Source organism: Pseudomonas sp. AM8, from assembly GCF_036346475.1.
Lineage (GTDB): Bacteria > Pseudomonadota > Gammaproteobacteria > Pseudomonadales > Pseudomonadaceae > Aquipseudomonas > Aquipseudomonas marginalis.
The window spans coordinates 675928-700653 of record NZ_JAOTNX010000002.1; the positions used below are offsets into that span (position 1 = coordinate 675928).

The window sequence follows — 24726 nt, forward strand, 5'->3', positions numbered from 1 at the left end:
CTTTTTAACTGTTAAAAGAGCTTTACACTCTAAAAATCAATAAGTTACCTTTATTAACTGTTTTATAGATTTTTGTGTACAGACGCGCGTCAGATCGCCATCTGATGCGGGACTTATCTGCGCGAGTGAGACAAAGGCATCTGAACCACTTTTCGTTCCTTCAGCTTATCCCTGAGTGTCTGGTTCTCGTCCAGCAACACCTCATTGATGGATGCGATGCTCGCGAGCTTTGCCCGAAGTGCCTCTATCTCTTGACGGTAACCAGCAGACTTTCGGCGCTCGGCTATTAGGTCTTGATGTTTTACATCTCGTATGGCACGGCTAGATCGTCCCTGGATCTCCCGTATGGCCTCAGCGATTGCCGGATAGTGATTGTGGATCAGCGCTGTGGAAACGCCGGCCTCGCGGGCAACAGCGGCGATGGTCACCTTGGTTTCTTTGGTATGAGCTAGCCCCTTTTGGAGACGGTAGATGGCCAGCTTGAGATCCTTTACTCGATCCTTTGCAGGCTTGTAGTTAGCCGCTTTTTCATTGCTGTTCATGCGATCAAGGCCTCTAGCGGTATACCCAGCTGTAACAGCACGTCTCGGCAACGACTCATGTCGCGCTCAACGCGTTGGCGGCCCCCCTCACCGATATCCCCGCAGTTCAGCAACCCTTTCAGATCATCATAGAGTCGCTGATAGATAGGCGCATGGGGGCGTCCGATTACCGAGTGGTCGCAACCACTGCAGCGGGTTCGTTCGAGGGTATTGCCGATGCAGCCGTCGTCGTCTGCCGTACACCAGGCATGGCCGTTGCTGCGGATAGCAGTACTTTCAGCTATGGATTTCAGCATTGAAGCGTGATCTTTGAAGATCAGGAGGTTCTGCGGCTCCCGACGCCACACCTGGATGGCTTGTCCGTAGCCTCCTCCCAAAGACTCATCGCTCATCCAATTGCCTACAACGCCGAGTTTGATATCTTCCAACTCATCTTGCATATCGACGTACATTTCAAGATCCAGATGGCGTCCCCAGCCATCGTCCATGGCGTAACCTAGGGTCATGTCCAGAGACCAGTGCGCGTAATGCTCCTTTAGGTAGCGCAGGTCGCCAAAGCGGCTATGCGCGGCGTAATTCGCGAACTTGCGCCGGAATTGGTGGCTTGCGAGACTCCAATTTAATCCGCAATCCTTGGCGAAGGATTTGAGTTTGCCATCCCAGCTGGAATTGGTAAGTGTGCGCACTCGGTTGTTCCCTTGAGAATACACACCTAGAAAGAGTGAATGGCGGTGCTTGTATGCTTCTACGATTTGCGGATCGTGCGGATTGATGCGACGTCGCTGGTTGATTTCGTCCACGATCATCGCTTGATAAGGCGCAGACCAACGCTCCATGACGCGCAAGGCACGCACTGCGGCTTCGGGGATCATCCAGTCATGGACACCAGCATCGGTTTTTTCAGATCGAGAACGCATCCAGTGGTATATGGTGCCCTGATCGTCCTCGGTGCGGTGGTGAGCGCTCGACTGCAAATTAGCCAGCTCATGATTACGACAGCCAGAAGTGCTCGCTAGCACGACATAGCAGGCGGTGCGTAGAGTCAATAGCGACTGTGAGAATGCACTCAAACCAGCTTCCCATCCACTAGCATTCAGGTGGCGATTTTTAGCATAATTTATACCTGCTGAAGTTCGACACTTAGATGCGGCCTCCATAGCATGCAAATCATCACGCAGGTCAAGTAAATGCTTACCGCGCTCAACTTGCTGATGAGCTTGTTCGAATAGCGTGCAGAACACCGCATCAGGGATTAGCGGCGTTTTACCCGCTTTGACCATACCGAGACCTCCCGCCATTGACTTTGCAGAGGTGTCAGGCCACGGATGCCGCAGAATCTCGTCGTCGGTGTAATGGCTTAGCTCATGGATCGCTTCTACCGTCATGTAGTGCCTACGCAGCGTATCGACCGACAGAGGCTTGCTAGATCCGGCGACTCTTTGAGCCTTGCAGGCGGTCACATAGGTCTCAGCAATCATCGGTGTTATCGCGCTCAAGCGCTCGATCTTGAGAGCCTCTAAGTGCCGCAAGAACAACCTTGCAGTACTAAAAAAATCACGAATCGTGGAGCCCTTTGGCCGAACTGCATCACGACGACCTCGTCTGATGTAGCGATAAACCATAGCCTTCATAACCACGCGGAATGCCTGAGGCAGGCTGCTAAAATTCAGCTGTCTTCTGTGCGCTGGAGTGTTGCTAGGAAAACCCTCGATATGCCAGATATCGTCACCGTAGCGACTTAGGATGACCCAGCGTCCCTCTATCTGGGTCGCAGTAATGATCAGTCGGTCGCGCTCGGATTCAGGGAGTCCGCGCACATCTCCAGGCTGAGCGGTAACTAACGCCCAAGGCAGTGCTAGCGAGGTGCTGTCATTCATAAAAGGCCTCAAGGCTGTCGATGAGATCAACTGACCAGAAAGGGTGGGGTTGGGTGCGGGCGTGCTCACGAGCGTCGTCCACGGCTGCAGCCTTGAAAGTGCCACGGCGCAGTCCTTCGGCTATGATGTAATGATCGATCAGACGAGGGATGTGTGCGTACTCCCGTGCCCAGCGCCGTTTGTCCATACGGGAGCGCTCAGCCAGAACGCGAAAGTAGAAGCTGAACAGTTTGTATAAGTCTTCTGCGGTCACTACGTAATGCTTGCAGCGCAGACAGTTCATAAAGTTCATGCACGTCGCGCCCTCACGCTTCGGGGCGAACTGGCCATTTACCGGATCGGCACACCGACCTAGGGGGTTTTCTTTATATGTTGCACCGATGGTCGCAGCGAGCAACTCCTCCACCAGTATCTCTCCCATGAACTGCCAATTCCGACGGGCACTCTCGGAGGGTGCTAAATAGTTCTGGTCGGCTACCCTTGGGGTGTTGCCAAGAGCAGAGGCGGTGATCGCAAGATCGCCGTCCGTCAACTCAAAGATGCGGTTTGCAAAGGTTTTACGCAGACGGGAAATATTGATGCGCAGTGGTTTCCCATCACTATCCTTCAAGCCATGATCGACTACGAGACGGCCTATTCCCCTATTCAGCGTATTTTCTTGCAGCGTCACGACTTTGTTATTGGACGGGTTGCGATAGAGCCACACACGTCCTTTGAAGCTGCCCGGAGCCTCTAAATCTAAGGGTTCAGTCAATGCCATCACTCGGCGGATTAAACGCTCCACGTTGATTCTGACGGCGGGCATTGCTTCCAGCACGCGGTCGCCTTTCGATTCGGCCCGCAGTGCTACTTTGCTGAAGTTGTAGCCACGCCTCTTCCACAGCACCAGGAAAACGGTGTCGTCCTTGGGATGTGGACGCAGGCAATTGCGGCCCATTTCTAACAATGGGGTGGTATTGCGGCCGGTATGTAGCGCTATGACCAGTAGAGCAAAGACCAAAAGGTCCCCGGTGATAATGGTGTCATCGTTCCAAAGCGGCTTGATGGCCTGTCGCAATGCCGCCGCAACCCCCTGCCGCTCGCGCTTCGAGAGCGCCGTCTCACCCTTACTTTTGCGATTACTATTTGGGAATGGATTACGTGGGAAGGTAGCTTCATCGCCAGATGTGACTAAAGGGAATAGTCCACGCTGCGCAAGGGCAAGAAGTACCGACTTGGTTTTGGCGTAGCAGCTTTTTTGGTTTGTGGTCGCTGTACCCTGTCCAAATAGGTGGCCGAGATAGCCGTCAATCAGCATTCGGTTCACATCATTCAGAGTCAAAGTACGCTCAAAAGCCATCGCTTGGAGTACGCAATAGTCGAGAAACCGGCATAGCCCACTATTACAGTAGGAAACGACGGTAGTTATGGATGCGGTGCTGTCTTGCCCCACTAGGAAGCGCTCAATTTGACGCTGACACGCGTAAGTAATGGCATCAACTTCCACACCATACCATCTTGCGAAATCGAAGCCCCTAGTATTGGTTGAGTTGTGGCCGAAAGTAACCATAGTGTTCTTCGGAGGAATCGCCTCAGGCAAGATGACCACGTTGCCTATCGTATCCAGGCTGTGCTCGATTTGCGGGACGCTGAGATCAGTCTTGGTAAAAACCTTGCGCTTCCCCATCAGGCAAATCCTGCCATCTCATTCAATTCGTCGTCATATGCCAGCACGGCCTCATCAGCTAACTCATTGATTAGGTGCAGGTACACCATGGTGGTCTGAATCGAACTGTGGCCTAGTTGCCGTTGAAGGAACACCAGAGGATCAAGCCCGTTCTCGCGGTGGCGCTGAAGGTTGGCCAAAGTGTGGGTTGCATAGGTGTGGCGTAACATGTGCGTGTGGACCTCAACTCCAGCTCGCTTTCCGATATCGCCAATGATCCGATTTAGACTCTTGCCGGCGTTGCCATAAATATCTCCGAGATGGTTGAGGAGCATTGCATTTTGGTTCTTTCCAAGGGATGCCCGTTCGCCACGATACTTTGCCACGTAGCGGTAAAGTTCGGACATGAACTTGCGACTGATCAATATTTCTCGTTCCTTGCAACCCTTTGTATCCATACCAGTGCCGTCAAAAGGATCAAGTCGAATGCGAATGTTGCGTTCGGTTCGACCAGCCTTGTCCGGGTCGAAAACATATGCCACTGGGAAAGTAGCAAGTTCGTTACGACGTAGGCCTGTGCGCAGCGCCAGTTGAATCATCATTCTATGATGTGGGTTCTCCGCTACTGCAAGGAGCGACTTGACCTGGGCGATGCTCAGGAACTTGGGTAGAGGTTTGTGACGGCGCGGCATCACATCGTTCACCAGGGTTTTCCCTTCACTGGCGTCGATATGTTCAAGGAAGCTTGTTTCACGCTTTACGGTGCGCTCTTCATGAGCGAAGGGGAGACGTTTTACCCAGCCTTTGTCCCGGGCGAACTCGTAGAACTTGCAGATGTACGTCAGTCGCTGCCGAGTAGTGTTTCGTGCCAGCCCACATGTCACCAAGCAGTAGTCTCGATAGGCAGCTACTAGGCTCTTGGCCTCACCGCGATCTACGTCCCGCCAGTCAAGATCATGGGCTTGCATAAAACTGAAAAAGTCATATATCGCCCGTCCAGTACTAGGCCAGGATTCCTTGGAACCGATGTCCCCGCGAAGGAGATAGTAGCGGAAGAACTGATTGGCCTGGCTACAGGTCGCCATCGAGTCCCACAGCAGAATGGGAAACCCTTCATAAGGCTGTCCAGCGATCACGAAATCCCTCGTGCCCCACAAAAGCTCCATCTATCACCCAATCATCGACCAATCACTATGTGCCTCTGCCTGCATGGGCTAGATTCAGGCTTCTGCTGCAGCCCTCCACTCCCGGTCAGATGGTCCTATGATTTTGATACCATATAGAGATAACTACAGCAACGCTCCAGATCATAAGGGCTCCCTGACAAAGACATGCCCCAAAGACTACCACCGCTCTAGATCGGGGCGACAGGCGCAGTCGAAACTTCGTACACTGCCCGCTCCTAACCATTGATGGGTATTGCACAATGTTGATCAAGAAAACCCTGACCACTGTCGCCCTGCTCGCCTCCCTGCTGGGTGCCTCCGCAGCATTTGCCCATGCTCATCTCAAAAGCTCCACGCCTGCGGCAGACAGCAGCGTCACCGCGCCCAAAGACCTGCGCCTGACCTTCAGCGAAGGCGTCGAAGCCACCTTCACCAAGGTGTCCCTGAGCAAGGACGGCACCGAAATCGCCATCAAAGGCCTGGAAACCCCGGACGCCGACAAGAAAACCCTGGTGGTGACACCGGCCGCCCCACTTGCGGCGGGCACCTACAAGGTGGTGTGGAATGCGGTGTCGGTCGACACCCACAAGAGCAACGGTGAGTACAGCTTCAAGGTCGGCCAATAACCCATGGCAACGCTGCTGGTGCTGTGCCGGTTCGTGCATTTCATCGTCGTGCTGTTGATGTTCGGGGCCCGTGTATTCAGGCCCTGGCTCCTCGGCGCTGAACCGCAGCCGGTGCTGGACCGGCAATTGTTGCGCATCACCCATGGGCTGGCATGGACGGCCCTCGCGTCGGGGGTGATCTGGTTACTGTTGATTACCGCCAGCATGGCCGGTTCATGGCCGGCGGCGCTGGAACTGTCGACCGTGCAGTTGGTGCTGGGCAAGACCTTTTTTGGCCAGGTGTGGACCTGGCACCTGATCGTCAATGGCTTGCTGGTCATCGCCCTGATGACCCCGTGGAAAGCCCCGCGCCTGCCATTGCTCACACTGTTGCTGATGACTCTCGCCCCGGTCGGCCATGGCGCCATGCTCGACGGGCTGAGCGGGCAGTTGTTGATCCTCAACCAGGTGATGCACCTGATATGCGTCGGCGCATGGCTGGGTGGGTTATTGCTGCTGGTATTGATCCTCAGGCAGTCACACCGTGTTGAGCTGGCGCCTGTCCTGCGTCGTTTCAGCGGCGTGGGTTATGGCCTGGTCACCGGCTTGCTGGTGACCGGCCTGATCAATGTGCGCGTACTCACCGGACAGCTGTGGCCCACGCCGTTGTTCAGTGGTTTTGCCCTGATTCTGCTGATCAAGGTGATGCTGGTGCTGGCCATGCTGGCGCTGGCATTGTTGAACCGGTTGCGCCTTGATAGCGGCGAACAGCGGTTGGGCAGCTTGAAGGCCAGCGTGATGCTGGAATGGCTGCTCGGTGTTTGTGCAGTCGCGGCCGTTTCACTCCTTGGCACTTTGCCGCCGATGGTCCTGGCGGGCTGAATGTGGAAGGGGCAAGTCGAATCGTCGCACCGCCCCTCCCACATTGACCCTGTACGCTCTGGATCAACCCACACCTAGTCATCGTATAACTTCTGCTTGACACACCCTGAAAACCCCGCAAATATCCGCTCCAATGTTGTACGACGACGTATAACAAATAATAAAAACAACAAATGAAAGGGAGCGTCACTGTGAGTCCATTCGCCCGCAATTCGTCCGCGCGTCTCAGTGTTATCGGCCTGTTTACCCTGCCCCTCCTCGCCCATGCCGACGGTTTCGTCGATGATGCCAAGGCCACGCTCAACCTGCGCAACGCCTACTTCAACCGCAACTTCACCAACCCGAGCAACCCCCAGGGCAAGGCCGAAGAGTGGACGCAGAGTTTTATTCTCGACGCCAAGTCCGGCTTCACCCAGGGCACCGTGGGGTTCGGCATTGATGTGCTGGGGCTGTATTCCCAGAAGCTCGATGGCGGCAAAGGCACCGGCGGTACCCAACTGTTGCCGATCCACGACGACGGCCGCCCCGCCGACAACTTCGGGCGCCTGGGCGTGGCGCTGAAAACCAGACTGTCGAAGACCGAATTGAAGGTCGGCGAATGGATGCCGGTGCTGCCGATCCTGCGCTCCGACGATGGCCGCTCGCTGCCCCAGACCTTTCGCGGCGGCCAGGTGACGTCCAGCGAAATCGCCGGCCTGACCCTCTACGGCGGCCAGTTTCACGGCAACAGCCCGCGCAACGACGCGAGCATGGAAGACATGTTCATGAACGGCAAAGCCGCGTTCACCTCCGATCGCTTCAACTTCGGCGGCGGCGAATACACCTTCAACGACAAGCGCACCCAGGTCGGCGTGTGGTACGCCGAGCTGGCCGATATCTACCAGCAGCAGTACTTCAACCTGACCCACAGCCAGCCCGTGGGCGACTGGACCTTGGGGGCCAACCTCGGTTTCTTCAACGGCAAGGAAGACGGCAGCGCCCTGGCCGGCGACCTCGACAACAAAACCACGTTCGCCCTGCTCTCGGCCAAATACGGCGGCAACACCTTCTATGTGGGCCTGCAAAAACTCACCGGCGACAGCGTGTGGATGCGCGTCAACGGCACCAGCGGTGGCACCCTGGCCAACGACAGCTACAACGCCAGCTACGACAACGCCAAGGAAAAATCCTGGCAGGTGCGGCATGACTTCAACTTCGTGGTACTCGGCGTGCCGGGGCTGACCCTGATGAACCGCTATATCAGCGGCAGTAACGTACACACCGGGGCGATCACCGATGGCAAGGAATGGGGGCGCGAATCGGAGCTGGCCTACACCGTGCAGAGCGGTGCGTTGAAGAACCTCAACGTTAAGTGGCGCAACTCGACCATGCGTCGAGATTTCAGCAACAACGAGTTCGACGAAAACCGGATCTTTATCAGCTACCCGATCTCCTTGCTTTAACTCACGCCGGCCGCCCTAGCGTAGCAGCTGTCGAGCCCCGGCGAGGCTGCGTCGGCCGCGACTCGAGCTTGAATCGGCAGCGCGCCCGACGCAGCCTCGCTTGCGCTCGGCAGCTGCTACGGTTTTGCGCGGATTTGGATAAGACGGTATCTACGTGCGGACTAATTCGATCAATGGCGCGTTGACAACCTGGGGGATCCCTAACAATACTTCGGCATAGTCATACGACAACCTACAACAAAAATTTGGAATCCCCATGACCACGACCACCCCCACTCCCTTCAACCGCCTGCTGCTCACCGGTGCCGCCGGCGGCCTCGGCAAAGTCCTGCGCGAACGCCTGCGTCCCTACACCCAGGTGCTGCGCCTGTCGGACATCGCCAGCATGGCCCCGCCGGTGGATGCCTCGGAAGAAGTCCAGGCCTGCGACCTCGCCGACAAACAAGCGGTGCACCACCTGGTGGAAGGCGTCGACGCCATCCTGCATTTCGGCGGTGTATCGGTGGAGCGTCCGTTTGAAGAAATCCTCGGCGCCAATATCAGCGGTACCTTCCATATCTACGAAGCCGCACGCCGCCATGGGGTAAAACGTGTGATCTTCGCCAGTTCCAACCATGTGATCGGCTTTTACAAGCAGACCGAAACCATCGACGCCCACTCCCCACGCCGTCCCGACAGTTACTACGGCCTGTCCAAGTCCTACGGCGAAGACATGGCGAGTTTCTACTTCGACCGCTACGGCATCGAGACCGTGAGCATCCGTATTGGCTCCTCGTTTCCCGAACCGCAGAACCGCCGGATGATGCACACCTGGCTGAGCTTCGACGACCTGACCCAACTGCTCGAACGCGCGCTGTATACGCCGAACGTCGGCCACACCGTGGTCTACGGCATGTCGGATAACCTCGACACCTGGTGGGACAACCGCTACGCCGCGCACCTGGGCTACGCCCCGAAAGACAGTTCCGAAGTCTTCCGCGCCCAGGTCGAAACCCAGCCACCGGTGGCCGCCGATGACCCGGCCAAGGTCTATCAGGGTGGGGCGTTCTGCGCCGCCGGGCCGTTCGGTGACTGAGTTCACACCAACCCAAGGGAATGAGTGGCCATGATTGCTGAATTGATTGTCGACGCCCGCAATGCCGTGGGCGAATGCCCGGTGTGGGTGCCCGAGGAAAACGCCCTGTACTGGGTGGATATCCCCAACGGCGGCCTGCAAAAATGGAGCGCCGCCAGCGGCCACGTTGCCGCCTGGAAAGCCCCGCAGATGCTTGCCTGCATTGCCCGCACCACGGCGGGCAACTGGGTCGCCGGGATGGAAACCGGTTTCTACCAACTCACGCCCCACAACGACGGCAGCCTCGATACCGCGCCGTTGGCCAGTGTCGAGCATCCACGCCCGGACATGCGCCTGAACGACGGCCGTTGCGACCGCCAGGGCCGTTTCTGGGCCGGCAGCATGGTGCTGAACATGGGCGCGAATGCGGCCGAAGGTATCCTCTATCGCTATGCATCGGGTTCAGCCCCCCACGCCCAGCTGGACGGTTTTATCACCCTCAACGGCCTGGCCTTCAGCCCCGATGGCCGCACGATGTATGCCTCGGATTCGCACCCGCTGGTCCAGCAGATCTGGGCCTTCGACTACGACATCGACACCGGCACGCCGTCCAACCGTCGCGTGTTCGTCGACATGCACAACTTCCTCGGCCGCCCCGACGGCGCCGCCGTGGACGCCGATGGCTGCTACTGGATCTGCGCCAACGACGCCGGCCTGATCCACCGTTTTACCCCCGACGGGCGCCTGGACCGCTCCCTCACCGTACCGGTGAAAAAACCCACCATGTGCGCCTTCGGCGGCAGCCGCCTGGACACTCTGTTCGTCACCTCGATCCGTGACGACCAGAGTGAACAGTCAGTGTCCGGCGGCGTGTTCGCCCTCAACCCCGGCGTCCAAGGACTGCCTGAACCGACGTTCACCCTCTAGCTGCATCGCTGTGCCTTGAATACAACAATAACAACACAGGAGTGACCTTCCATGGACTTCAAACGCACCTTGCTCGCCGCCGCAGTCTTTACCCTCAGCAGCGCCGCCCACGCGCTGGAAATCAAATTCGCCGACATCCACCCCGCCGGCTACCCCACCGTCGTCGCCGAAGAAAACATGGGCAAGGCCCTGACCAAGGAAAGCAACGGCGAACTGACCTTCAAGTACTTCCCCGGCGGCGTGCTGGGCTCCGAGAAGGAAGTGGTCGAACAGGCCCAGGTCGGCGCCGTGCAGATGACCCGCGTCAGCCTCGGCATCGTCGGGCCGGTGGTGCCGGACGTGAACGTGTTCAACCTGCCGTTCGTGTTCCGCGACCAGGCGCATATGCGCAAGGTCATCGATGGCGAGATCGGCGATGAAATCCTCGCCAAGATCACCGACTCCGAGTTCGGCCTGGTGGCCCTGGCCTGGATGGACGGCGGCACACGCAACCTCTACACCAAGAAGCCGGTGCGCAAGATCGAAGACCTCAAGGGCATGAAGATCCGCGTGCAAGGCAACCCGCTGTTCATCGACGCCTTCAACGCGATGGGCGCCAACGGGATTGCCATGGACACCGGCGAGATCTTCAGCGCCCTGCAGACGGGGGTGATCGACGGCGCGGAGAACAACCCGCCGACCCTGCTGGAACACAACCACTTCCAGAACGCCAAGTACTACACCCTCACCGAGCACCTGATCCTGCCTGAGCCCATCGTGATGTCGAAAATCACCTGGAACAAGCTCACCCCGGCGCAACAGGTCATGGTCAAAAACGCCGCCAAGGCCGCTCAGGCCGATGAGCGCGCGCTGTGGGATGCCAAGTCCGCCAGCAGTGAGGAAAAACTCAAAAAGGCCGGTGTCGAGTTCATCACCGTCGACAAAAAGCCCTTCTATGACGCCACCGCAGCGGTTCGCGCCAAGTACGGCGCGCCTTACGCCGACATCATCGCGCGCATCGACGCCGTTCAATAACCTCCCCTGCCTCTCGCACAAGGCCCGGCGCGGTCTGCACCGACGCGCCCGGTTACGGTGAACGCCATGAAGAATCTACTGCTGCGCATCAACGACCGCATCTACATGACCTGCATCTGGGTCGCCGGCCTTTCGGTTCTCGGCGTCGCGCTGATCATTCCCTGGGGCATCTTCGCCCGCTACGTCCTCGGCACCGGCTCCAGCTGGCCGGAGCCCACCGCCATCCTGCTGATGCTGGTGTTTACCTTTATCGGTGCCGCCGCCAGCTACCGCGCCGGCGCGCATATGTCGGTGGCCATGGTCACGGACCGCCTGCCGCCCGCCCAGCGCCGCATCGTCGGCATCCTGTCGCAACTGCTGATGGGCACCATCTGCCTGTTCATGGCGATCTGGGGCACCAAGCTGTGCCTGTCCACCTGGAACCAGTTCATGAGCGCCATCCCGACCCTGCGCGTGGGCATCACCTATATGCCGATCCCGATTGGCGGGCTGCTGACCCTGATCTTCGTGCTGGAAAAACTCCTGCTCGGTGACCAGAGCAACCGGCGCGTGGTGCGCTTCGACCTGGTGGAAGAAAGCGAAGGGGCTGCCTGATATGGACGCATTGATTCTGCTGGGCAGCTTTATCGCCTTGATCCTGATCGGCATGCCGGTGGCCTACGCCCTGGGGCTGTCGGCACTGATTGGCGCATGGTGGATCGACATCCCGTTCCAGGCCTTGATGATTCAGGTGGCAGGCGGGGTGAACAAGTTTTCGCTGATGGCGATTCCGTTCTTCGTGCTGGCGGGGGCGATCATGGCCGAGGGCGGCATGTCGCGGCGCTTGGTGGCATTTGCCGGGGTGCTGGTGGGGTTTGTGCGCGGTGGCCTGTCGCTGGTGAACATCATGGCCTCGACGTTCTTTGGCGCCATCTCCGGCTCGTCGGTGGCCGACACCGCCTCGGTCGGCTCGGTGCTGATCCCGGAAATGGAGCGCCGTGGCTACCCACGGGAATTTGCCACCGCCGTCACCGTCAGCGGTTCGGTGCAGGCGCTGCTGACCCCGCCCAGCCATAACTCGGTGCTCTACTCCCTGGCGGCGGGCGGCACGGTGTCCATCGCCTCGCTGTTCATGGCCGGCGTGGTGCCCGGCTTGCTGATGAGCGCGTGCCTGATGGTGCTGTGCCTGATCTTCGCGAAAAAACGCAACTACCCCAAGGGCGAAGTCATCCCCTTGAAACAGGCCCTGAAAATCTGCGCCGACGCGCTGTGGGGCCTGATGGCCATGGTGATCATCCTCGGCGGCATTCTTTCGGGCATTTTCACCGCCACCGAGTCCGCCGCGATTGCCGTGCTGTGGGCGTTCTTCGTGACCATGTTCATCTACCGCGACTACAAATGGAGCGAGCTGCCCAAGCTGATGCACCGCACGGTGCGCACCATTTCCATCGTAATGATCCTGATCGCCTTCGCGGCCAGCTTCGGCTACATCATGACCCTGATGCAGATCCCGGCGAAGATCACCACGCTGTTCCTGACCCTGTCGGACAACCGCTACGTGATCCTGATGTGCATCAACGCCATGCTGCTGTTGCTCGGCACGGTGATGGACATGGCACCGCTGATCCTGATCCTCACGCCGATCCTGCTGCCGGTGATCCTCGGTATCGGCGTCGACCCGGTGCACTTCGGCATGATCATGCTGGTCAACCTCGGCATTGGCCTGATCACCCCGCCGGTGGGCGCGGTGCTGTTCGTGGGCGCGGCGGTGGGCAAGGTGAGTATCGAGAAGACCGTGAAGGCGCTGCTGCCGTTTTATGGCGTGCTGTTCCTGGTGCTGATGGCGGTGACGTACATTCCGGCGCTGTCGTTGTGGCTGCCGAGCGTGGTGCTGTGATGATTGAACTCGAAGATAACCTGACCCACCTCACCGTGAATCCGGCCGTGGGCGGCAGCCTCGTCAACTGGACCGTGCGCGCCACCGGCCAGCCGTTGCTGCGCCATAACGATGAGCAGGCGATCCATACCGGTTTGCCGGGCAAGCTGGGGTGCTATCCATTGGTGCCCTGGTCCAACCGCATTGCCCACGGCGGTTTCGACAACCCCGACGGTTGGCTCGCGCTCACGCCCAACAGCCTCACCGATCCGCTGCCGATCCATGGCTCGGCCTGGCAACAGGCGTGGCAGGTGGTCAGCCAGTCGGCGGATGAAGTGGTGCTGGAGGCACTGTGCGAGACGCCGTTTGCCTATCGCGCCGAGCAGCGGATTCGCCTGAGTGACGGAGCGTTAAGTATTGAACTGCGGGTGACCCATCTGGCCGAAACAGCGGCGTGGCACGGCCTGGGCTTGCATCCGTACTTTCCGCGCCGGCCGGGTACCCGGTTGCAGGCCAGGGCCGCACAGGTGTGGATGAGTGACGCGTCCAAGCTGCCGACGGGGTTGGCGCCGGTGCCGGGCGAGTGGGACTTCCAGGCATTGAAGCCCCTGCCCGAAGGCCTGGTGGACAATGGTTTCTGCCAATGGGATGGCTATTGCCGGATCGAACAGCAGGACCTGGGCTATGCGCTGGAATGCCAGGCCAGCGGGGCCGATTACTTCCTGCTGTACTGCCCGCCGGGGCTGGGGTTCTTTTGCATCGAGCCGGTGAGCCATCCGGTGAATGCTCATCACCTGGCGGGACGGCCGGGCCTGAAACTGCTGGAACACAATCAGTCGGTCCAACTCAATTTCAACCTGAAATACACCCCCCTGTAGGAGCGAGCTTGCTCGCGAAAAACCTCAGGGCAACGCGGGGCATCAGGCGCCCCGCGTTATCGTTGACGATCTTCGCGAGCAAGCTCGCTCCTACAGGGATCAGCGTCATGCTCAAGGTGGAGAGTTTTTCAGCCGCCCAGCCGTGTCGATACTCACGACAACCGACAACCCCGGCCGCAACCGTTCGCTCTCAGCCTGATCCGGGTCCACCGTAATCCTGACCGGCACGCGTTGGGCAATCTTCACAAAGTTGCCCGTCGCGTTGTCCGCCTGCAACAGGCTGAACTCCGAGCCCGTGGCTGGGGAGATATGCTGCACCGTGCCGTGAAACCTGCGGTGGTTGAGCGCATCCACGGTGAAAGTCACCGGCTGGCCGACCTGCACATTGTCCATCTGGGTTTCCTTCATGTTGGCGATCACCCACAGCTGCTTCGGCACCAGCGCCATCAACTGCGCGCCGGAGTTGACGTAGGCCCCCAGGCGCACGCCAATCTGCCCCAACTGCCCGTCACGGGGCGCCGTAATGCGGGTGTTGGACAGGTCGATCCGCGCCAGCTCCACCGCCGCCTCTGCACTGGCCACCGCCGCTTCCAGGGAGCCGCGATTGACGATCACCGTCTGCAAATCCTGCCGCGCGATTTCCAGGCTGGCCTGGGCCTGGGCCACGGCGGCGATGGTCTGGGCATTGGCGGCGCGGGTCACGTCCAGCTCGCGCCGGGACACCGAACCGTCGCTGATCAGCTCTTCGTTGCGGCGCAGGTCGGCGGTGCTTTTGCGCGCCTGGGCCTGGCTGTCCACCAGTGCGGCCTGGCGCAGCTTGATGGTGGCTTCGGCACTGTTGCGTTGCTGCACCACATTGGCCAGCGCGGCCTTCTGCACCGCCAGTTGCGCCAGGGCCTGGTCGAGGCGCTGCTTGTAGATACGGTCATCCAGGCGCACCAGCAGGTCGCCGGCCTTGACGTACTGGAAGTCCTGCACCGGCACCTCGAACACATAGCCGCTGAGCTGCGGGCCGATAATGGTCACCTGGCCGCGCACCAGAGCGTTCTCGGTGGTTTCCACCGCGCTGCTGAACGGCGGCAATTGCCAGGCATACAGCACGATCAGCACGCCGACGATGGCAATCGCGGCAAAGCCCAGGGACGAGAAGATGCGCACGCGCAATGAGCGCGGCTCGGTAACCGTGGCGCCGGGCGGCGTGGTGCCTTCCGGGGTGGCGGCGATGGCGTTGGTGGTCGTGGTGGTGGGTTCGGTCATGAAGTAGCGCCGCTGGGTTGAACGGGAGTGGCTGCCTTGGTGGTACTCATCAGCCACAGACTGCGGATAAAGATCCAGATCATGGTCAGGATCGCGACAATCGCGATCAGCATGAACACATCGTTGTAGGCCATGACATTGGCCTCGCGGGTCGCCGCCGTGGCCAGGCTGCGGATGCCCATGAGGTTCCGCAGTTCCGGGTCGGCGACGATACCGCCATAGGCCGAGCCGCCGCCCTGCACCCGCGCGGCCACACGCGGGTCGAGCAGCGTCAGGTGCTCGACGATCATGCTGGAATGATACTTCTCGCGCACGATCTGGAAGGTCCCGAGCAAAGCCGCGCCGATCAGGCCGCCGAGGTTCTGGCAAATCCCGAACATCACCGAAAAGCTCACCAGGTTACGCGGGTTGGTCAGCACGTTTTTGGTCCCCAGCACCATGGTCGGCCCCAGAAAGAAGGTGCCACCGAAGCCTAGCAGGAACTGGCTGATATACAGGTTCTGCGGGCGCGTGAGGTTGCTGGAGAAACTGTCCATCACCGAGCCGGTGGCCATCAGCGCCAGGGAGATGACCAGCGGCATCAGCAGGTGCGCCGGGTTGATCGTCAGCGCACTGACCACCAGCCCGCTGATCGCGCCGGCCAGCATCACCACGTACAGCGTATGCATCTGCTGGTAGCTCATGTTCAGCATCTGCATGAACCCCACCGCACCAGTGGACTGCTCCGACAGCACCATGCGAATCAGGATCACCGCCAACGCCAGGCGGATCATCGTGCCGCTGCCCAGCCAGCGCGTCATCAGCAGCGGGTTGGCGCGGTTATGCTCGATGGCCAGGCCGGCCATGATCAGCACCAGGGAACAGGCCGAGGCCACGCCGATCCACGGCGCTTCCAGCCACCAGTCGATACGCCCCAGGGACAGCACCGCACACAGCAGCGCGACACCGCTGGCGAGAATGGCGAAGGTGACGAAGTCGAGTTTTTCAAAGGTCTTGAAGCGGTCGCCGGGGGGCAGTTTAAGCAGGAATACACAACCCAGGCAGATCAGTGCCAGGCCCAGTTCGAACAGGTAAAGCCCGCGCCATTCGGCGATCTGCAACAAGTCCTCGGAGAACAGCCGCGCCAGGGGCAACGCCAACTGCGCCGTGCCCAGCCCCAGCACCAGGGATTTCAACCGCCACTTGGCCGGGAACGCCTGGATCATGTAGTACAAGCCCAACGAACTCAGCGCCGCACCCACCATGCCATGGGCCGCCCGCACCGCGATGGCCGAGTTGAGGTCGTTGACGAACAAGTGGCCGAAGGTCACCAGCGCATACAGCACCAGGAACACCTCGGTAAACGCGCGCAGGCCGAATTGCTGGCGGAACTTCACCAGCAGCAGGTTCATGCATACGTTGGTCATCACATAGGCGGCGGGCAGCCAGGCCATTTCCGCGGTGGTCGCACCGAGGGCGCCTTGCAGGTATTGCAGGTTGGCGATCACCAGCGCGTTGCCAAGGCCACCGGTGATTGCCACCAGCACGCCGACCATCGCAAACAGCCAGCGCTTGTGCGTCGGATGCAGCGGCGTCGACGGCGAGCCCGGCAGGCTCGGGCGCTCGTGGGGTTCCCAAGGGCGGGGGGTGTATTTGTCCATTCGATGACCTAGATGAGCCGACGGGTGACGTCGGTAAAACCACTACTCAGAGTAGTAAACCTGAGCGGGGTTCATCTTGCCATCTTGGGCGCGTCGGTCAGCGCCCATCTTGCCACTCATGCGCTGCTTTCTTTACTCGATGGCAGGGATGCCATTATCTCAGCGCGGCACGTTTCCAATATTTCATCCGCCAGGGCCGAGTCATCCGGACACGCCCGCGACAGCATGACCGCACCGATTGCATGGGCCAGCAGGTCGATCATTTTCGCGCGTGCCTCTTGCCTGGGCACATCCACACCCGCCGTGTACTTGTCCTCGAGTGCTGCAAGCGTGTTTTCAACGCCACTGGCAAAGGTTGCCTTCAGATCATCTGACTGACGGGCCGCGTCACCACACAGGGCTGCCATGGTGCACCCCTCTCCCCTGCCGTCTCTGTGATCCCTGGACACGTACAGGTTCACAAAGCCCGGAATGTCCAGATCGGAGCTATTCGACAGGGACTTTGCCAGGCTATTTTCCGCTGCTTCGGCCATCAAGTCGGCCTTGGAGCCGAAGTGTTTGTAGAAGCCTCCCTGGGTAAAACCCGCAGTAGCCATGAGTTCTGCCACACCCACACCGTCATAGCCACGCTCACGAAACAGCTCTGACGCCGTCTCCACAATATGAGCTCGGTTGGCGAGTGATTGTGTCTTGGTGATCTTCATTTCGCGCCCCTGGGACTCCTGAACAATGGCCTGACTATACTCTGATGTCGATCACAATCAAAACTGTTGACAGTTTTGATTGTGATCGACATCATAAAACCACCAGCGCATGTCTCTGCGGCTGTACGGCGCGGATCGCCGTCTCTGATCATCCTGAACAATCAAGAGCATCTACTTATGAGCACCCCAGAAACCGTACTGATTACCGGCGCCTCAACAGGCATTGGCGCGACCTACGCCGAGCGTTTTGCCCAACGTGGGCACAATCTCGTGCTGGTAGCCCGCGATAAAGGCCGGCTGGACGCACTGGCCTCGCAGCTGCGTGAGAAACACGCGGTGTCCATTGACGTGATCCAGGCCGACCTGACTCAAACCGGTGACCTGGCCCGCGTCGAAGCACGCCTGCGTGACGACGCCAGTATCGGCATCCTGGTGAACAATGCGGGCGCCGCCCTCTCCGGCAGCTTCATCGAGCAATCCATCGACAGCGTTACCAACCTGGTCGCGCTCAACACCACCGCCCTGGTGCGACTCGCCAGCGCCATCGCTCCACGCCTGGTACACGCCGGTAACGGCGCGATTATCAACATTGGCTCGGTGGTGGGGCTGGCACCGGAATTCGGCATGAGCGTCTACGGCGCAACCAAGGCGTTCGTGCTGTTTCTATCCCAGGGGCTGAGCCTCGAACTCTCGCCCAAGGGCGTCTACGTGCAAGCCGTTCTTCCAGCCGCCACTCGCACGGAAATCTGGGATCGCGCGGGCATCGACATCAATACCCTGAGCGAAATCATGAGCGTGGACGAGTTGGTCGATGCTGCGCTGGTCGGTTTTGATCGTCGCGAGCCGGTGACCATTCCGCCATTGCAAGACGCCGCCCGCTGGGATGCCCTGCAAGCCGCCCGCCAGGGTTTGCTGTCAGAGATTCGCCAATCGGTCGTCGCCGAGCGCTATCAAGCCAAGGCGTGATTGTCACGTATAGCCATGGGAACTGAACGATGAAAGCCTTCCTGATCGACCGTTACGGCAAGCATCAAGGACGCCTTGCCGAGGTACCGGACCCGGAACCGGGCATCCACGACGTACTGGTCAAGGTACATGCCAGCAGCGTCAACCAGCTGGATTCGAAGATCAGCAAGGGTGAATTCAAACTGATCCTGCCGTACACATTCCCGCTGATCATGGGCAACGACCTGGCCGGCGTCGTCGTTCGCGTAGGGTCAGGCGTGCGCACCTTCAAGCCCGGTGACGAGGTCTACGCACGCCCGCCCGACGCGCGCATCGGTGGCTTTGCCGAGCTGATCGCGATTGAGGAAAGTGCCCTCGCACTGAAACCCAAAAACACCAGCATGGAACAAGCCGCCGCCCTGCCCCTGGTTGCACTGACCGCCTGGCAGGTGCTGGTTGAAACAGCCCGCTTGAAGAAGGGACAAAAAGTCTTTATCCAGGCGGGCTCCGGTGGTGTCGGCAGCATTGCCATCCAGCTTGCAAAACATCTGGGGGCTTTCGTTGCCACCACGACCAGCACCCCCAACGTGGATTGGGTCAAGGCGTTGGGAGCAGACGTCGTCATCGATTACACGCAGCAAAACTTCGAAAACGTCTTGCGTGACTACGACGTCGTCTTGAACAGCCTCGGCCCCGCCGAACTGGAAAAATCCCTGCGCATTCTCAAGGCGGGTGGGCAGCTCATCTCCATCTCTGGGCCACCAACCGCCGAGTTCGCACGCGAGCAAAAGTTGTCCTGGGGACTCGGTTGGATCATGCGCCTGTTAAGCAGCGGCATACGCAGAAAAGCCCGCAGGCAGGGCGTCGACTACGGGTTCGTGTTCATGCGCGCGAGCGGTGCGCAATTGCAGAAAATCACCGCGCTCGTCGAGTCCGGCGCTATCACACCAGTGATCGACCGAACCGTCCCTTTCGAGGCAACGGCTGAGGCATTGAGCTACGTCGAACGGGGCAGAGCCAAGGGGAAGGTGGTCATCAAGATCATATGACCCAGCACACACTCAACAACCGGCGGAGCATCAAATGAAAACACCTTCCGAAAGAACCGCGATAGTCACCGGTGCGTCGTCCGGTATTGGTCAAGCGACTGCTGAAGCACTGGTACGTGCAGGGTATAGGGTATTTGGCACAAGTCGGAAGGCGGGGGCCAGCTCAACGCCGGTGTCCATGCTCACCTGCGACGTGACAGACGACGCCTCTGTCAGTGCGCTCGTCTCCACCGTGCTCGCACAGACCGGGCGGATCGATCTGCTGGTCAATAATGCCGGCATCGGCCTGCTGGGCGGCGCTGAAGAATTCTCGCTCCCACAGGTACAGGCACTGTTCGACGTCAATCTGTTCGGCGTCATCCGCATGACCAATGCGGTACTCCCGGCAATGCGAGAGCGTGGCCAGGGGCGCATCATCAATATCGGATCGATTCTAGGGGTAGTCCCCGCGCCCTACTCCGCTCATTATTCGGCGGTCAAGCATGCGCTGGAAGGCTATTCCGAATCCCTTGACCACGAGGTGCGTGCCTTCAATATTCGCGTCTCGGTCATCGAGCCCGCATTCGTGCGTACCGTCTTCGATCAAAACGGTATTGAGCCAGACTCGCCGCTGAAGACCTACGATCAGCCCCGAGCCGGGTTCAAGGCACTGCTGGCCGAGGTGATGCCGAAAGCCGACCGGCCAGACGTCGTCGCGGCAGTCGTGGTCAACGCCGCGACCGACATCCACCCTCAGCCTCGCTACACGGCCGGCAAGGCCGCACGACAAATCAGCCTGCTGCGCCGCTTCGCCCCTGCTGGGTTCTTCGACAAGGCCTTGCGTAAGCAATTTCGCCTGCCGGTTTGAATCACAAGATGTGCAGACTTGTGGCGAGCGGGCTTGTCGAATCGTCGCACCGCCCGCGTTGGGGTGCGAAGCGCCCCCAATGAAGGATGAATGCGGTGTACCCGATATTGCGCAGTGGCTGGTTTTGGGGCTGCTGCGCAGCCCAGCGCGGGACAAGCCCGCTCACCACATCAGCGGCCTGCCACAGTGGATCTCATGGGCATCCAGAAACGCATTTCACATCAGATCCAACCGAGCCAGCTCCAGTAAGTCGCCGCAAACACCAACATCAACCCATACCCGATCAACGTCACCAAAATCCCCACCTTGGCAAACTGCCGCGCCGTAAACGTCCCGGTCCCCAGGCACACCATGTTCTGCGGCGCATTGATCGGCAGGATAAACCCGTAGCTCATCACAAACCCCAACAGCATGGTCATGCCCAAGCGGTTGAACTCCCCCGGCAAGGTCTGCAGCACCGCAATCAATATCGGCAACAACGCCGAGGTCAGCGCCGTGGCGCTGGCAAAGCCCAGGTGGATCACAATCAGAAACGCCCCCAGGATCGCAAACACCCCCAACGGCCCGACCTGATCCAGGCCGGTGTGCGCCACCACCTGAGACCCCAGCCATTGCCCGGCCTGGGTGGTCAGCAATGCGGTACCGAGGCTGATGCCCACCCCAAACACGATCACCGTACCCCACGGAATGCGCGATTGCACATCTTTCCAGGTCATCACCCCGATGCCCGGCAGCAGCAGGAACACCAGCCCGGCGTAGGTGGTCGAGGTGGTGTCGAACGGGTGCAGGCGCCCTTCCGTGGCCCACGCCAACAGCAGCAGCACCGACACCGTCAGCAAGCGTTTCTGCGGGCCGGTCATCGGGCCGATGTCCACCAGGGACTGGGCCACGGCCTCCTTGCCACCGGGGATGCTGTCGGTTTCCGGCGGCAGCAGCTTGATCACCAGGAACAGCAACACCGCCGACATGATCACCGCCCACGGCGCGCCGGCGATCAGCCAGTCGATCCACGACACGCGCTGGCCGAGCATCTTGTCCATAAAGCCCACGGTCAGCAGGTTTTGCGCGGCGGCGGTCTGGATGCCGACGTTCCAGATGCTGGTGCCCTGGGCCACCACGATCATCAGGCCGGCGGCGATGTTGGAGCGCTTGTCCACGCCGAACGCGGCGACCACGCCCATCATGATCGGCACCACACAGGCGCTGCGCGCCGTGGCGCTGGGCACCACGAGGCTGAGCAGGATCGTCACCGCAATCGCCCCGAGCAGAATGCCCCGCGTGCTGGTGCCGACGCGGGTCAGGGTCACCAGGGCGATGCGCCGGTCCAGGCCGGTGTGGGTCATGGCCGCCGCAATGAACAACGCGCCCGCCACCAGGGCCAGTGCCGGGTTGGAAAAGCCGGTAAGCGCCATGCTGATGGCCGGGCTGGAGCCGATCAGGTGCGTGGGGTCTTGCAGCGACGGCGCGGTGCCGAGCAAAAACGCCATGAGCGAGGTGATCATGATCGCGCTGGCTTCATAGGACACCGCCTCGGTGATCCACACCACCACCGCAAACGCGAGGATCGCCAGCATGCGCTGCCCGGCCACCGGCAGGTCGGCGGGCAGCGGCAACAGCAGCACGCCGACCATCACCAGTACGCCGATCACCAGGCCCAGGGGCAACTTGAAAGAGGCTGCGGTTGTTGCGGGGGCGTTCATGGCGGGCTCCGTCGGGCTCTGAATCAGGGAGGCAGCATGGGGCAAAGCGCCGCAACAGGTGTTGACGGGTATCAACACCCTAGGTCAATAACTGGCTCAATACCGCCCGCAACTTGCCGGGCTTGAGCGGTTTGTTCAGCAACGGCGCGTCCAGGCGGCGCAGCGCGCGGCGGCACTGGTCAGTGCGGTCGGCGGTGATGATCACGGCGGGGATGTTCTGCGCGAAATGCTCGCGCAGGTGCTTGACCACCGCACAACCCACCACCCCATGGTCAAGGTGGTAGTCGGCGAGGATCAGCTCCGGCGCCCTGCCCTGCAAAGCCAGCAACGCCCCGGCCTGGTCGGTGGCGGTAATTACCTCGCAGCCCCACTGCCCCAGCAGCGCGCGCATGCTGTCGAGGATGCTCACCTCGTTGTCGATTACCAGCAAACGCCGCCCCGGCAGCGGGTTACCCGTGGTCGGCAGCACCGGCAGTTGGCTGATCGCCAGGGGCATCTCTTCGCTGATGGGCACCTCGATGCTGAACATCGAGCCGCGCCCCGGCCACGAACGGACCGCCACCGGGTAGCCGAGGATCTCGGCGATGCGCTCGACAATCGCCAGGCCCAGCCCTACGCCTTTGCGGTCCGAGGCACGGCCGACGTCAAGCTGGTTGAATTCAAGGAAGATCGCGTCGAGGCGGTCGGCCGCGATGCCGCGCCCGGTGTCCCACACTTCCAGGCGCAGGCGATCGCCACGGCGGCGCGCGCCGAGCAGGATGCAGCCCTCGTCGGTGTAGCGACAGGCGTTGCTGAGGAAGTTACGCAGGATCCGCGTCACCAGCCGCAGGTCGGTGCGAATCGCATAATGGCCGGTACGCGCGCGCAGGTTCAGCCCGGCCGCCAGCGCCACCGACTGGAACTCCGAGACCAGCGGCGCAAACAGCTCATCCAGGCGATACAGCGCCACATCGGGCTTGACCGCCGCCTGGTCGAGCCGCGAAATATCCAGCAGGTCGGTGAGCAAATCCTCGGCGCCTTCCAGGGCCTGGTGCGTACGTTCCACCAGCACTTGTTCGACGCTGGGCAGCTTGCGCTCGCGCAAGGTGGAGATCAGCAGTCGCGCGGCGTTGAGCGGCTGCAACAGGTCATGGCTGGCGGCGGCGAGGTATTTGTCCTTGCTGCGGTTGGCGGCCTCGGCGGCATCGCGGGCGTCACGCAGCTCCTGCTCGACCTGCTCGCGCTGGGCGATCTGCTGTTGCAGGTTGCGGTTGGCTTCCAGCAGTTCATCGGTGCGCGCCGCCACGCGCTGCTCCAGCTCATCGTTGAGACGGATATAGCGGTTGCGCTCGGCCTCCAGCTCGTCGAGACGCGCGGTGAGTTCCGGGTAGTGGCTCTTGCGCGCCGAGTGATTACCCAGGCCCAACAGACCGGCGAGGGCCTGTTGCTGGTCGTCAGAGCGCTTCGCCATACACCACCTCGACATCACGCTGGCTGGACTCGCGCGGGTTGGTGAGGATGCACGGGTCGTGCATCGCATGCTGGGACAGGAACGGAATGTCCGCCACGCGCACGCCATGCAGGCCGAGGGTTTCATGGAAGCCGATGGCGTGTTTCAGGGCAATCAGGTGTTCCACCAGGCGCCCACAGATCTGTCGGTGGTTGAGGCCACGGCAATCGATGCCGAAGGTCTCGGCAATCACCTTGAAGCGCTCCGGCGCCGAGTTGTAGTTGAACGCCACCACGTGTTCCACCAGCACCGCGTTGCACAAACCATGGGGCAGGTCGAGAAACCCGCCGAGGCTGTGGGACATGGCATGCACCGCGCCGAGGATCGCATTGGAGAACGCCAACCCCGCCTGCATGCTGCCGAGCATGATCTTCTCGCGCAGGGCAATGTCACCGGGGTTGGCGATCATCTGCACCAGGTTGCCGTTGATCAGGCGCATGGCTTCCAGCGCATGGGGGTCGGTCAGCGGGCCATGGCCGGTGGACACGAACGCCTCAATGGCATGCACCAGCGCGTCGATGCCGGTACAGGCGGACAGGAACGGGTCCATGCTCGCCGTGGTTTCCGGGTCGATCAGCGACACATCCGGCACCACCGCCTTGCTGACGATGGAGAACTTCATGCGTTCCTGCTGGTTGGAAATGATCACGAACTGCGAGACATCCGCCGAGGTGCCGGCGGTGGTGGGGATCAGGATCAGCGGCGGGCTCGGCACACGGATGGTGTCCACGCCTTCGAACTCGAGGATGCAGCGCCCATGGGCGACCACAATGCCGATGGCCTTGCCGCAGTCCATGGGGCTGCCGCCGCCGATGGCCACGATCACGTCGCAATGGTTTTCCCGGTACACCTCGGCACCGAGCATCACTTCCTCGACGCGCGGGTTGGGCGACACGGCGCTGTACAGGCAGTAGTCGATGCCGATGGCCTGCAGGCTGGCTTCCACATCGGCGACCCATCCGGCGGCGATCACACCGGGGTCGCTGACCACCAGGACCTTGCGCGCACCAAAGGTCTTGGCGTAGTTACCGACGTTGTGCCGACAGCCGGCACCGAAGATGATTTCAGGCGAGACGAATTTACGCAGGAGGCTCAGATTGGGGCTCATTGGAAAGCCTGTTGTTATTATTTTTGGGAGATGCGCTTCACACTAACCCATTCCGGGGCGAATGCAATCAGACCAAAGGGTCATTCCCAATACGGCACCG

Annotated in this window: 22 protein-coding genes; 12 read left to right on the forward strand and 10 right to left on the reverse strand. The window is 60.5% G+C overall.

The genetic code is table 11. The annotated features are described in order from the left end of the window. Positions 1-113: 113 nt before the first annotated feature. The 4 genes from V3W40_RS08160 to V3W40_RS08175 are packed head-to-tail and all read right to left on the reverse strand — an operon-like array spanning position 114 to position 5230. The gene (locus V3W40_RS08160; protein WP_330214809.1) at positions 114-542 is read right to left on the reverse strand and encodes a TetR family transcriptional regulator; all 429 of its coding nucleotides are present in this window, start codon (positions 540-542) and stop codon (positions 114-116) included. Continuing rightward, positions 539-2419, reverse strand: coding sequence for an integrase (locus V3W40_RS08165; protein WP_330214810.1), 1881 nt, complete (start codon positions 2417-2419; stop codon positions 539-541). The genes V3W40_RS08160 and V3W40_RS08165 overlap by 4 nt, the downstream gene beginning before the upstream one ends. Beyond that, complete coding sequence (locus V3W40_RS08170; RefSeq protein ID WP_330214811.1) at positions 2412-4085, reverse strand: hypothetical protein; 1674 nt, start codon at positions 4083-4085, stop codon at positions 2412-2414. The genes V3W40_RS08165 and V3W40_RS08170 overlap by 8 nt, the downstream gene beginning before the upstream one ends. Next, a complete protein-coding gene (locus tag V3W40_RS08175) occupies positions 4085-5230 on the reverse strand; it encodes a tyrosine-type recombinase/integrase (RefSeq protein WP_330214812.1) in 1146 nt (381 codons plus the stop codon). Before V3W40_RS08175 ends, V3W40_RS08170 begins: the two co-directional genes overlap by 1 nt. 260 nt (positions 5231-5490) lie before the next feature. Here V3W40_RS08175 and copC point away from each other — a divergent pair, with 260 nt between their 5' ends. The 9 genes from copC to V3W40_RS08220 all read left to right on the forward strand — a co-directional run bounded on the left by copC (position 5491) and on the right by V3W40_RS08220 (position 13887). After that, the gene (copC, locus tag V3W40_RS08180) at positions 5491-5856 is read left to right on the forward strand and encodes a copper homeostasis periplasmic binding protein CopC (RefSeq protein WP_065927010.1); all 366 of its coding nucleotides are present in this window, start codon (positions 5491-5493) and stop codon (positions 5854-5856) included. Positions 5857-5859: 3 nt separating this feature from the next. Then, positions 5860-6717, forward strand: a complete 858-nt coding sequence (gene copD / locus V3W40_RS08185; protein ID WP_330214813.1) for a copper homeostasis membrane protein CopD — start codon at positions 5860-5862, stop codon at positions 6715-6717. A gap of 191 nt (positions 6718-6908) precedes the next feature. Further along, the gene (locus tag V3W40_RS08190) at positions 6909-8159 is read left to right on the forward strand and encodes an OprD family porin (protein ID WP_330214814.1); all 1251 of its coding nucleotides are present in this window, start codon (positions 6909-6911) and stop codon (positions 8157-8159) included. 256 nt (positions 8160-8415) lie between these two features. Next, entirely contained in the window at positions 8416-9234 is an 819-nt protein-coding gene (locus tag V3W40_RS08195) for an NAD-dependent epimerase/dehydratase family protein (RefSeq protein WP_092490251.1), read from the forward strand. Positions 9235-9264: 30 nt separating this feature from the next. Further along, a complete protein-coding gene (locus V3W40_RS08200) occupies positions 9265-10140 on the forward strand; it encodes an SMP-30/gluconolactonase/LRE family protein (RefSeq protein WP_330214815.1) in 876 nt (291 codons plus the stop codon). Positions 10141-10191: 51 nt separating this feature from the next. Continuing rightward, positions 10192-11154 carry a TRAP transporter substrate-binding protein gene (locus V3W40_RS08205; protein WP_053138521.1) on the forward strand — a complete coding sequence of 321 codons (963 nt, stop codon included), beginning with the start codon at positions 10192-10194 and terminating at the stop codon, positions 11152-11154. Between the two features lie 66 nt (positions 11155-11220). After that, entirely contained in the window at positions 11221-11748 is a 528-nt protein-coding gene (locus V3W40_RS08210; RefSeq protein WP_141606770.1) for a TRAP transporter small permease, read from the forward strand. 1 nt (position 11749) lies between these two features. Beyond that, positions 11750-13030, forward strand: a complete 1281-nt coding sequence (locus V3W40_RS08215) for a TRAP transporter large permease (protein ID WP_092490249.1) — start codon at positions 11750-11752, stop codon at positions 13028-13030. Beyond that, complete coding sequence (locus V3W40_RS08220; RefSeq protein WP_330214816.1) at positions 13030-13887, forward strand: aldose 1-epimerase; 858 nt, start codon at positions 13030-13032, stop codon at positions 13885-13887. The genes V3W40_RS08215 and V3W40_RS08220 overlap by 1 nt, the downstream gene beginning before the upstream one ends. A 111-nt stretch (positions 13888-13998) precedes the next feature. Here V3W40_RS08220 and V3W40_RS08230 read toward each other — a convergent pair whose 3' ends face one another. The 3 genes from V3W40_RS08230 to V3W40_RS08240 all read right to left on the reverse strand — a co-directional run bounded on the left by V3W40_RS08230 (position 13999) and on the right by V3W40_RS08240 (position 17488). Then, positions 13999-15144 (reverse strand): HlyD family secretion protein, encoded by a 1146-nt coding sequence (locus tag V3W40_RS08230; RefSeq protein WP_065948404.1) that lies wholly within the window; start codon positions 15142-15144, stop codon positions 13999-14001. Beyond that, on the reverse strand, positions 15141-16784 hold the full coding sequence (locus V3W40_RS08235) for an MFS transporter (RefSeq protein ID WP_330214817.1): 1644 nt from the start codon (positions 16782-16784) through the stop codon (positions 15141-15143). Before V3W40_RS08235 ends, V3W40_RS08230 begins: the two co-directional genes overlap by 4 nt. Positions 16785-16900: 116 nt before the next feature. Then, entirely contained in the window at positions 16901-17488 is a 588-nt protein-coding gene (locus tag V3W40_RS08240) for a TetR/AcrR family transcriptional regulator (protein ID WP_330214818.1), read from the reverse strand. Positions 17489-17665: 177 nt separating this feature from the next. Here V3W40_RS08240 and V3W40_RS08245 point away from each other — a divergent pair, with 177 nt between their 5' ends. Genes V3W40_RS08245 through V3W40_RS08255 form a run of 3 tightly spaced genes read left to right on the forward strand, consistent with a single transcriptional unit; the run spans position 17666 to position 20329 of the window. Beyond that, positions 17666-18454, forward strand: a complete 789-nt coding sequence (locus tag V3W40_RS08245; protein ID WP_065926998.1) for an SDR family NAD(P)-dependent oxidoreductase — start codon at positions 17666-17668, stop codon at positions 18452-18454. Between the two features lie 29 nt (positions 18455-18483). Beyond that, positions 18484-19482: an NADP-dependent oxidoreductase gene (locus V3W40_RS08250; RefSeq protein WP_330214819.1), complete on the forward strand. Its 999-nt coding sequence runs from the start codon at positions 18484-18486 to the stop codon at positions 19480-19482. A 34-nt stretch (positions 19483-19516) separates the two neighbouring features. Next, the gene (locus V3W40_RS08255; RefSeq protein WP_330214820.1) at positions 19517-20329 is read left to right on the forward strand and encodes an oxidoreductase; all 813 of its coding nucleotides are present in this window, start codon (positions 19517-19519) and stop codon (positions 20327-20329) included. Between the two features lie 221 nt (positions 20330-20550). Here V3W40_RS08255 and V3W40_RS08260 read toward each other — a convergent pair whose 3' ends face one another. From V3W40_RS08260 to ercA, 3 genes are all read right to left on the reverse strand, one after another. Next, a complete protein-coding gene (locus V3W40_RS08260; protein WP_027606213.1) occupies positions 20551-22029 on the reverse strand; it encodes a DASS family sodium-coupled anion symporter in 1479 nt (492 codons plus the stop codon). Positions 22030-22108: 79 nt separating this feature from the next. Beyond that, positions 22109-23479: an ATP-binding response regulator gene (locus V3W40_RS08265; protein WP_065926996.1), complete on the reverse strand. Its 1371-nt coding sequence runs from the start codon at positions 23477-23479 to the stop codon at positions 22109-22111. Then, positions 23463-24626 carry an alcohol dehydrogenase-like regulatory protein ErcA gene (ercA, locus tag V3W40_RS08270; RefSeq protein WP_065926995.1) on the reverse strand — a complete coding sequence of 388 codons (1164 nt, stop codon included), beginning with the start codon at positions 24624-24626 and terminating at the stop codon, positions 23463-23465. The genes V3W40_RS08265 and ercA overlap by 17 nt, the downstream gene beginning before the upstream one ends. Between the last annotated feature and the right edge of the window lie 100 nt (positions 24627-24726).